General features: G+C 66.3%; 7 protein-coding genes. 4 read left to right on the top strand and 3 right to left on the bottom strand.

Annotated features, from left to right (window positions below):
- Positions 1–81: 81 nt before the first annotated feature.
- The 3 genes from ACEU5R_RS31210 to nudC all read right to left on the bottom strand — a co-directional run bounded on the left by ACEU5R_RS31210 (position 82) and on the right by nudC (position 5,213).
- On the bottom strand, positions 82–3,705 hold the full coding sequence (locus tag ACEU5R_RS31210; protein WP_392413720.1) for a hydantoinase B/oxoprolinase family protein: 3,624 nt from the start codon (positions 3,703–3,705) through the stop codon (positions 82–84).
- A 99-nt stretch (positions 3,706–3,804) separates the two neighbouring features.
- The gene (locus tag ACEU5R_RS31205) at positions 3,805–4,314 is read right to left on the bottom strand and encodes a winged helix DNA-binding protein (RefSeq protein WP_103274551.1); all 510 of its coding nucleotides are present in this window, start codon (positions 4,312–4,314) and stop codon (positions 3,805–3,807) included.
- Positions 4,315–4,445: 131 nt separating this feature from the next.
- Positions 4,446–5,213 carry an NAD(+) diphosphatase gene (gene nudC / locus ACEU5R_RS31200; RefSeq protein ID WP_392413719.1) on the bottom strand — a complete coding sequence of 256 codons (768 nt, stop codon included), beginning with the start codon at positions 5,211–5,213 and terminating at the stop codon, positions 4,446–4,448.
- Positions 5,214–5,555: 342 nt separating this feature from the next.
- Between nudC and ACEU5R_RS31195 the strand changes: the two genes are divergently transcribed.
- From ACEU5R_RS31195 to ACEU5R_RS31180, 4 genes are all read left to right on the top strand, one after another.
- Positions 5,556–6,530 carry a TRAP transporter substrate-binding protein gene (locus ACEU5R_RS31195; protein ID WP_392413718.1) on the top strand — a complete coding sequence of 325 codons (975 nt, stop codon included), beginning with the start codon at positions 5,556–5,558 and terminating at the stop codon, positions 6,528–6,530.
- A 7-nt stretch (positions 6,531–6,537) separates the two neighbouring features.
- Positions 6,538–7,038 carry a TRAP transporter small permease gene (locus ACEU5R_RS31190; protein ID WP_392413716.1) on the top strand — a complete coding sequence of 167 codons (501 nt, stop codon included), beginning with the start codon at positions 6,538–6,540 and terminating at the stop codon, positions 7,036–7,038.
- Positions 7,031–8,332, top strand: a complete 1,302-nt coding sequence (locus ACEU5R_RS31185) for a TRAP transporter large permease (RefSeq protein ID WP_103274555.1) — start codon at positions 7,031–7,033, stop codon at positions 8,330–8,332. Before ACEU5R_RS31190 ends, ACEU5R_RS31185 begins: the two co-directional genes overlap by 8 nt.
- 331 nt (positions 8,333–8,663) lie before the next feature.
- On the top strand, positions 8,664–9,740 hold the full coding sequence (locus ACEU5R_RS31180; RefSeq protein WP_392413714.1) for a porin: 1,077 nt from the start codon (positions 8,664–8,666) through the stop codon (positions 9,738–9,740).
- Positions 9,741–9,935: the final 195 nt, after the last annotated feature.

Here is a 9,935-nt window from a genome sequence, read left to right as displayed (position 1 = left end):
CCCCCCCCCCCCCCCCCCCCCCCCCCCCCGCCCCCCCCCCCCCCCCCCCCCCGCGCGCCGCCCGAGGCTGCCGCCCAGCGCCTACAGCGCGCCGTAGCCGCCGCCTCCCGGCGTTTCCACCACGAACACATCGCCCGGACGCAGCTGGGCGCTGTCCTGCGGACCCAGCGGCTGCACCGTGCCGTCGGCCCGCTCGACATAGTTACGGCCCATGGCGCCGGGCTGGCCGCCCGACAGGCCGAACGGCGCGTGCAGGCGGTTGTTCGACAGGATCGCGGCCGTCATGTCCTCCAGGAAGCGCATGCGGCGCACGCCGCCGTCGCCGCCCGGATAGCGACCGCCGCCCCCGGAGCCATGACGGATCTCATACGATTCCAGCCGCACCGGGAAACGGAACTCCAGCACTTCCGGATCGGTCAGGCGCGAGTTGGTCATGTGTGCCTGCACCACCGAGGTGCCGGCGAAACCCTCGTCGCGCGGACCGGCCGCGTCGATGCGGACCGGACCGGCCCCGGTACCACCCGAGATGGTCTCGTAGTACTGGTGACGCGCGTTGCCGAACGTGAAGTTGTTCATCGTGCCCTGGCTGGAGGCCAGCACGCCCAGCGCGCCATACAACGCGTTGACGATGCACATGGACGTTTCCACGTTGCCCGCCACCACCGAAGCCGGCGAGTTGGGGCGCAGCATCGAGCCTTCCGGCAGCACGATGGACAGCGGCACCAGGCAGCCGTCGTTCAGCGGAATGTCGTCGTTGACCAGGGTGCGGAACACGTACAGCACCGCGGCCACGGCGATGGCGCCCGGCGCGTTGAAGTTGTTGTCCAGCTGCGGCGAGGTGCCGGTGAAGTCCACCACGGCGCTGCGCGCCGCATTGTCCACCCGCACTTCCACCTTGATCACCGCGCCGTTGTCCAGCGGGTACTCGTAGCGGCCATTCTTCAGCACCGAGATCACGCGGCGCACCGCTTCCTCGGCGTTGTCCTGCACGTGCCCCATGTAGGCACGCACCACGTCCAGGCCGAAGTGATCGCACATGCGCAGCAGTTCCTGCACGCCCTTTTCGTTGGCGGCGATCTGCGCGCGCATGTCGGCGATGTTCTGGTCCGGATTGCGCGCCGGCCAGCGCCCCGAGCCGAGGATGTCGCGGGCGGCCTGCTCGCGCAGCTCGCCGTTCTTGACCAATTGGAAATTGGTGAACAGCACGCCTTCGTCCTCGACCGTGCGCGAATCCGGCGGCATCGAGCCCGGCGTGGTCCCGCCGATGTCGGCGTGGTGGCCGCGAGAGCCGACGTAGAACAGGATTTCCTTGCCGCCCCGGTCGAACACCGGGGTGATGACCGTCACGTCGGGCAGGTGCGTGCCGCCGTGGTAGGGATCGTTCACCACATACGCGTCGCCCGGCATCATGCGGCCACGGTTGGCGTTCATCACGGTGCGCACCGACTCGCCCATCGAACCCAGGTGCACGGGCATGTGGGGCGCGTTGGCGATCAGGCGGGCCTGGGCGTCGAAGATCGCGCAGGAGAAGTCCAGGCGTTCCTTGATGTTCACCGAGTACGCGGTGTTCTGCAGGCGGTAGCCCATCTGCTCGGCGATGGACATGAAGAGGTTGTTGAAGACCTCCAGCATGACCGGATCGGCCTGGGTGCCGATGGCGCGGCGCTCGGGACGCGCCTCGACGCGGCGCAGCACGATGTTGTCCTGCCCGGTCAGCTCGGCCTGCCAGCCGGCTTCGACGACCGTGGTCTGGTTGGGCTCGGAGATGATGGCCGGGCCGGCGATCTTGTCGCCGCCCGCCAGCGCCTCGCGCACATAGAGCGGCACATCGCGCCAGGCGCCGCCGCTGTACATGCGGACCTGGCGGCTGGGCGCCAGCGCGGCGTCGCGGGTCTGCGCCACCGAGGCGCCGTCCACGCGCTCGCCGCCGCCGGTGGCTTCGACCGAAATGGTCTCGACCACCAGCGCCCGGTCGGGCATCAGGAAGGAATAGCGCAGGCGGTAGGCCGCCTCGAAGTCCTGGCGCGCCTGCTCCAGCGTGCCGAACGGCACTTCGAGCGAGGTGTCGGTGCCCTGGTACTTCAGGTGCAGGCGACGCTGCACGGAAATGTCGGCCTCGGCCACGTGCTGGCGCCGCAGTTCGCCCACGGCCTGTCCGGCCAGCTCGTCCAGCTCACCGGCCAGCGTCTGCATCAGCGCGGCGTCCAGCACCTGCTCGACGGTTTTCTGGCGCATGTCGGTCTGGTCGGCCAGGCCCATGCCATAGGCCGACAGCACGCCACCCAGCGGATGCGCGAACACCGTGGTCATGCCCAGGGCGTCGGCCACCAGGCAGGCGTGCTGCCCGCCGGCGCCGCCAAAGGTGGTCAGCGCGTACTCGGTCACGTCGTGGCCGCGCTGCACCGAAATACGCTTGATGGCCTCGGCCATGTTGCCCACGGCGATTTCCAGGAAGCCTTCGGCCAGCTGCTCGGGCGTCATCTCGCGCCCGGTGGCCGTCCGCACCTCGTCGGCCATGGCCGTGAAGCGCGCCACCACGGCGTCGCGGTCCAGCGGCTCATTGGCCTCGGGGCCGAACACCTTGGGGAAGAAGTCGGGCTGGATCTTGCCCAGCAGCACGTTGCAGTCGGTCACCGCCAGCGGGCCGCCACGGCGGTAGCAGGCGGGGCCGGGATTGGCGCCGGCCGAATCAGGGCCGACACGCAGGCGCGCGCCATCGAAATGCAGGATGGAACCGCCGCCGGCCGCGACCGTGTGGATGCTCATCATGGGCGCGCGCATGCGCACGCCGGCCACCTGGGTCTCGAACTCGCGCTCGAATTCGCCGGCGTAGTGCGATACGTCGGTGGACGTGCCGCCCATGTCAAAGCCGATCACCTTGGGGAAGCCGGCCTGTTCGCTGGTGCGCACCATGCCGACGATGCCGCCGGCCGGGCCGGACAGGATGGCGTCCTTGCCACGGAAGCGGTGCGCGTCGGTCAGGCCGCCGCTGGACTGCATGAACATCAGGCGGATGCCGGGCAGCTCGCCGGCCACCTGGTCGACATAGCGCTTGAGGATGGGCGACAGATAGGCGTCCACCACGGTGGTGTCGCCGCGCGACACATACTTGATCAGCGGGCTGACCTCGTGCGAGGCCGACACCTGCGTGAAACCCAGCTCGCGGGCGATGCGGGCGGCGCGCTGCTCGTGCTCGGGCGCCTTCCAGGCATGCATGAACACGATGGCGACCGCGCGGATGCCGCTGTCATGGGCGGCGCGCATGGCCGCGCGCAGGCCTTCCTCGTCCAGCCCGCGCACCAGCTTGCCCTCGGCGTCCATGCGCTCGTCGGCCTCGACCACGGACTCATAGAGCATTTCCGGCAGCACGACGTTGCGGTCGAACAGGCGCGGACGGTTCTGATAAGCGATGCGCAGCCCGTCGCGAAAGCCCTTGGTGGTGACCAGCAGCGTGCGCTCGCCCTTGCGCTCCAGCAGCGCGTTGGTGGCCACCGTGGTGCCCATCTTCACGCACTCGACCTGCTCGGCCGGCACGGGCTGGCCCGGCGCGATGCCCAACAGCTTGCGGATGCCCGCCACGGCGGCGTCGCGGTACTGCTCGGGGTTTTCCGACAGCATCTTCGCGGTCGTGGTGCTGCCGTCGGGACGACGCGCCACGATGTCGGTGAACGTGCCCCCACGGTCAATCCAGAATTGCCACTTCATGATCAGGTAGTCCTTGAAAACAAAAATTGCCGCGGCGGCGATGCCGGCGGATGCTGCGGGCGGCGGAGCGGGCTCCGCGCCGTATTCGGGTGATCGGGATCAGAGGGAAGTCGCCGCGCGCGCGGCCTGGTCGTACAGGCCGGACAGCGCGCGCAGCGTATGCGCGAGCTGGCGGCTGAACTCCAGTCCGCCACCGCCCGGGCCGTTCAGGCCGGAGGTCAGGCACTGCTCGCGGATTTCCGCGTAGCGCTTGAGCACCGTCGAACCTTCCTCTGTGACGCTGTAGAACACTTCCTTGCTGGCGCGCTCGCCCTGCACCATGCCCAGGCGCTCGAGCTTCTTCAGCGCGTAGCTGACGATGTGCGTGTCCTCGACATTGAGGGTGAAGCAGATATCGGCCAGCTTCTTCGGCCGCTGCCGGTGGTACACGTGGTGAAAGACCATCACGTCGGTGCGCGTCAGGTCCGGCAGCCCGGCCGCCGCCATGCAGCGCACGATCCATCGGTCGAACGCGTGGCCGGCGATCATCAGGCCGAATTCGACTTCGGACAGATCGGGCGAACTGCCCCCTGCCAGATGGGCGGAGGCGGCGATCAAGGTTGAGGTCATGGCTGGCTGGCAGAGTTCATGTCCTCAAAATACTAATAATTTATCTACATTTCATCAATAAAAAATAACTAGGGCACGAATGGAAATGCCCCTTTCAAGGGAATACCCCTAGAAAAAATGCCGTTTTGCGACTAGCCGGCCCAGCCCAGCGGCATGTGGGCGCGAATCAGCGCGCCCGCGATGGACACGCGCCCTGCGATCTCGGGCATGGGATCGCCGGGACCGAACCAGCGCGCCTCGAGGATCTCGTCCTCCTGCACGCGGATCTCGCCGGACACATAGTCGGCCGTGTAGGCGATCATCAGCGAATTCGGGAAGGGCCAGGACTGGCTGCCGAAGTAGCGCAGGTTGCCAACCTTCAGGCCGACTTCCTCGTAGACCTCGCGGTGCACGGTCTGCTCGATGCTCTCGCCCGGCTCGACGAAGCCGGCCAGCGCGGTATAGATCGCCGAGATGCGCCCGGCATGCCGCGCCAGCAGGATGCCGTCGCCATGGCGCACCAGCACCATCATGGCCGGCGAGATGCGCGGATAGGCGCTATGGCCACAGGCCGGGCAGCGCAGGCAGAACTCGCCCGCCACGCGCTCGGCCGGCGTGCCGCAGGCGCCGCAATAGCGGTGCGTGCGCGCCCACTCGGCGATCTGATAGGCGCGACCGGCCTGGGCCATGCCGTGATCGTCCAGCACGCCGAACAGGCCGCGCAGCTTGCGGAAGGCATAGCCTTGCGGCGCTTCGATACCGGGCTCGACGTGCGCGGCGCGCTGCGGAGCGCCGGGATCCAGCCATACAGGTTGCAGCGCCTGCGGCGGCAGGCCCAGACCCGCGCACACCTGCGCGTCGGGCAATACGCCGGTCTCTTCCACGACCAGCAATTCATCACGGCGAAAAACGAAGTTCACTCCAGGCCCCTGTATGGCGTAGCGGATGCTGGAATTTTATTCACTTGGCAAGCAGGCTTCGATGCCAATCGCATGCATGCCTCGCGCGCCGGACAGTTCGCCAGAACCGCAAGCACACGCGATGTCGGCCGCGCATTGCGGACCATGTGTTGGATTCATGCGCGGGCGCGCGCCGCAACGCCTAGGAATAACCCGTAAATTCAACATTTGCCTGCTCGCCGTGACCGGCCGGCAACATAGAATGACTGCGCTTTTCAGCGGCGTGTCATCCACGCCAGCTCTTTTCCGCCATGCCAACCGGGGCCTTGCCCCGTCTATATCACCGCACAGAAGGACCACCCCATGCACAAGAAAATCTCGCTGCTGGCCGGCAGCATCGTCCTGGCATTCAGCGCGGGCGCGCAGGCCCAGACCAAGTGGGACCTGCCCAGCGCCTACCCGGCGAGCAACTTCCACGTCGAGAACCTGACCAACTTCGTCAAGGACGTGGATAGCCTGTCGGGCGGCAAGCTGAAGATCACGCTGCACAACAACGCCTCGCTGTACAAGGCCCCCGAGATCAAGCGCGCGGTGCAAGGCAATCAGGCCCAGATCGGCGAGATCCTCTTGACCAACTTCGCCAACGAAGACCCGCTATACGAGCTGGACGGCCTGCCCTTCCTGGCCACCGGCTACGACGCCTCGTTCAAGCTCTACCAGGCGCAGAAGCCGTTCCTGGAAAAGAAGCTCAACTCGCAAGGCATGACGCTGTTGTACGCGGTGGCCTGGCCGCCCCAGGGCATCTTCGCCAACAAGGACATCAAGCAGATCTCCGACATGAAGGGCCTGAAGTGGCGCGCCTACAGCCCGGTGACGGCCAAGATCGCCGAACTGGTCGGCGCCCAGCCCGTCACGGTGCAACAGGCCGAACTGGCCCAGGCCATGGCCACCGGCGTGATCGATTCCTACATGTCCTCGGCGTCCACCGGCTACGACACCAAGACCTACGAGTACATCAAGAAGTTCTACGACACCCAGGCCTGGCTGCCGAAGAACGCGGTCATCGTCAACAAGAAGGCGTTCGACGCGCTCGATCCCGCCACGCAGGACGCGCTGAAGAAGGCCGGCGCGCAGGCCGAGGAACGCGGCTGGAAGCTGTCGCAGGAAAAGAACAAGTGGTATCAGGAAGAGCTGGCCAAGAATGGCATGGAAACCGTCAAGCCCACGGTGGAGCTGAAGGAAGGCCTGTCCGTGATCGGCAAGCGCATGCTGGATGACTGGCTCAAGAAGGCCGGCGCCGACGGCCAGGCCATGATCGACGCCTACCGGAAGCAGTGATATCGCCATGCGCCGCTTTCTGGACTCTCTATACGGCGCGGCCGGCCTGCTGGCCGGCCTGTGCACCGTCGGCGTGCTGGTCTCGGTGCTGGCCGCCATCATCGCGCGCCAGCTCAGCCTGAACATCCCCGGCACGGACGCCTATGCCGGCTACTTCATGGCCGCGGCCGGCTTCCTGGCGCTGGCCAGCACCTTCAAGCACGGCGAGCACATCCGCGTCACGCTGCTGTTGAACTCGCTGTCGCCCGCCGGCAGCCGCCGCCTGGACATCTTCGCGCTGGCCGTGGGCTGCCTGCTGGCCGCCGCGTTCGCCTTCTTCAGCGGCAAGCTGACCTACGACTCCTGGCAATTCAACGACGTCTCCACGTCCAACGACGCCACGCCGCTCTGGATTCCCCAGATCAGCATGGCCGTGGGCACGGTCCTGTTCCTGGTCGCCCTGCTCGATGAGCTGGTCCGGCGCTCGCGCGGCATCGCCGCCGCTACTTCGCAGCAAACCCATGAATGAACTTCTCGTCATCACCCTGCTGGTAGTCTCGATCTTCGCGCTGCTGGGCTGCGGCGTCTGGGTCGGCCTGACCCTGGCCGGCACCGCCTGGATCGGCATGGAGATCTTCTCCAGCCGTCCGGCCGGCGACGCCATGGCCGTCACGATCTGGGGCGCCGCGTCCAGCTGGACCCTCACCGCCCTGCCCCTGTTCCTGTGGATGGGCGAGATCCTGTTCCGCACCCGCCTGTCGGAAGACCTGTTCAAGGGCCTCGCGCCCTGGCTGAACCGGCTGCCCGGGCGGCTGCTGCACACCAACGTGATCGGCTGCGCGATCTTCGCGGCGGTCTCGGGCTCGTCGGCGGCCACCTGCGCCACCGTCGGCAAGATGACCATCCCCGAACTGACGCGCCGCGGCTATCCGGAATCCAAGATCCTGGGCACGCTGTCGGGCGCCGGCACGCTGGGCCTCCTGATCCCGCCGTCGATCATCATGATCGTCTACGGCGTGGCGGCGGATGTCTCCATCGCCAAGCTGTTCATCGCCGGCATCGTGCCGGGCATCCTGCTCGCGCTGTTGTTCATGGGCTACATCGCCTGGTGGGCGATCCGCAATCCGGGCGAAGTGCCGGCGGCCGATCCGGGCCTGACGTTCCGCGAGAAGCTGTCGCGTTCGCGCCACCTGATTCCGGTCATGCTGCTGATCGGCGCGGTGCTGGGCTCGATCTACACCGGCATCGCCACCGCCACCGAAGCGGCGGCCGTGGGCGTGGTGGGCGCGCTGATCCTGTCGGCGCTGCAAGGCTCGCTGAACCGCTCGACCTTCATGCAATCGCTGCTGGGCGCCACCCGGCTGTACTGCATGATCGCGCTGATCCTGGCGGGCGCGCAGTTCCTCACGCTGGCCATGGGCTACATCGGCCTGCCGCGCGCACTGGCTGAATGGATCGGCGGACTGGGCCTGTCGCAATTCGGTCTGATCATGGCGCTGATGGTGTTCTTCATCATCCTGGGCTGCTTCCTGGACGGCATCTCCATCGTGGTGCTGACCATGGGCGTGCTGCTGCCCACGGTGCAGGCGGCCGGCATCGACCTGATCTGGTTCGGCATCTTCATCGTTTTCGTGGTGGAAATGGCACAGATCACGCCGCCGGTGGGTTTCAACCTGTTCGTGCTGTCAGGCATGAGCGGGCGCGAATTGCCCTATATCGCCCGCGCCTCGCTGCCGATGTTCTTCCTGATGATCCTGGCGGTGCTGCTGCTGTACGTGCTGCCCGGCATAGCGACGTGGCTGCCCCAGCACATGACGCTTTGATCCCCGACCGCTCAAAAACCCTGCACCAGTTGCAGGGTTTTTTTTTGAACAATTACGTGATTGTCCGCGCAATGTCACTTTTTCAAATCCTGTAAACCCAGGGAAAACGCGAAAAGATTAATCCGCCCATACCGTTCGTAACCTTTTTAGAATTCCAGGGCGCTAGAGGTTGCACAACGATGGCGCGCTCAAGCCCCTTGGACCCCTGCTCCGGACCCGCGCTCATCCCAGCGTCGGTGCATGGGCCCAGCGCCTGACGATCAGCCAGACGCAACATGTCGAGCCACAAGCCCGGCGCTCTAATAACAGAAATGACAAAGGAGAAGTCTTCGTGAAACGCATTACCCTCACTCTCGCCGCCGCAGGCCTGGGCCTGGCCGCCGGCACCGCGGCCGCCGAGACCAGCGTGACCCTGTACGGCATCGCCGACGTCAGCATGCGCTATGTCAACACCAGCGATGGCGCGACCGGCGCCAACGGCAGCCGCCTCTCGATGGAAAACGGCGCCATTTCCAACAGCCGCTGGGGCCTGCGCGGCTCGGAAGACCTGGGCGACGGCAACCGCGCCTTCTTCCGCCTGGAGCAAGGCTTCAACGTGCAGAACGGCAAGGCGTCCGATTCGGGCAAGACCTTCAACCGCCTGGCCTACGTCGGCCTGGACGGCGGCAAGATCGGCGCGCTCACGCTGGGCCTGCAGAACACGGTCATCCAGGACCTGATGGCCGACTACTTCGACCCGCTGACCGTGGGTAACTACAACGAGAACTCGTGGCTGCCCGCCGCCATGGGCCGCGTGCGCGCGAACAATGCCGTCCGCTACGCGAATACGCTGGGCGACCTGGCCGTGATCGGCCAGTGGTCCAACGGCGATAGCTGGAAGGACCGCGCCGCCGGCCAGCAGATGGGTATCAGCCTGCGCTACACGATCGGCCAGCTCGGCCTGGGCGGTGCGTTCCAGAAGACCTTTGACGCCGGCAACTCCGACAAGCGTCAGCAAGTCTGGAACCTGAGCGCTTCGTATCAGTTCGAAGTCGTCAAGGTCTTCGCCGGCTATTTCAACGGCAAGGACCAGACGAACTGGACCAACGCCGTCATGGGCCGCACTGTGGACACGGCCAGCACCCTGGATCGCAAGGACAACGGCTACTTCCTGGGCGCCAGCTGGCAGGCCACCCCGCGCTGGACCATTACCGGCGCCGCCTATTACGACCAGGCCAAGAACGTCGTGGTCGACGGCGACAAGGGCAAACGCTACGCCCTGGTGGCCGTTGCCGAGTACGCGCTGTCCAAGCGCACCCAGGTGTACGGCACCGTGGACTACAACAAGGTCCGCGACGCTTCCACCGGCGATATCTCCGGCCGCACCAGCCAGATCGGCACCGGCCTGGGCATCCGCCACATTTTCTGATCGCCAACCGCGATTCAAGGCCCGCCCCCGGCCGCATGAAGACGAAAACCCCACCGCTCGCGCGGTGGGGTTTTTCTTTGGTTCATCGCAGGAAACCGTGGAGGGTTTTCGGGCGATTGCGTAACCTGACGCCTGACATTAAGGAGGTCAGGAGGAAAATTTGCTCGATCGCAAAGCACTTCAGGCACTGGGCTA

The sequence above is a fragment of the Achromobacter sp. 413638 genome, from assembly GCF_043119405.1.
In the GTDB taxonomy this organism is placed as follows: Bacteria; Pseudomonadota; Gammaproteobacteria; order Burkholderiales; family Burkholderiaceae_B; genus Achromobacter.
Note: the sequence above shows the minus strand (reverse complement) of the source record. Positions and strands in the feature narration are given on the sequence as shown.

What these genes read in the sequence shown, in the direction of transcription:
- ACEU5R_RS31195 (WP_392413718.1), top strand. Translation starts at nt 5,556, where the DNA reads ATGCACAAGAAAATCTCGCTGCTGGCCGGCAGCATCGTCCTGGCATTC.
- ACEU5R_RS31210 (WP_392413720.1), bottom strand. Translation starts at nt 3,705, where the DNA reads ATGAAGTGGCAATTCTGGATTGACCGTGGGGGCACGTTCACCGACATC.
- ACEU5R_RS31185 (WP_103274555.1), top strand. Translation starts at nt 7,031, where the DNA reads ATGAATGAACTTCTCGTCATCACCCTGCTGGTAGTCTCGATCTTCGCG.
- ACEU5R_RS31190 (WP_392413716.1), top strand. Translation starts at nt 6,538, where the DNA reads ATGCGCCGCTTTCTGGACTCTCTATACGGCGCGGCCGGCCTGCTGGCC.
- ACEU5R_RS31205 (WP_103274551.1), bottom strand. Translation starts at nt 4,314, where the DNA reads ATGACCTCAACCTTGATCGCCGCCTCCGCCCATCTGGCAGGGGGCAGT.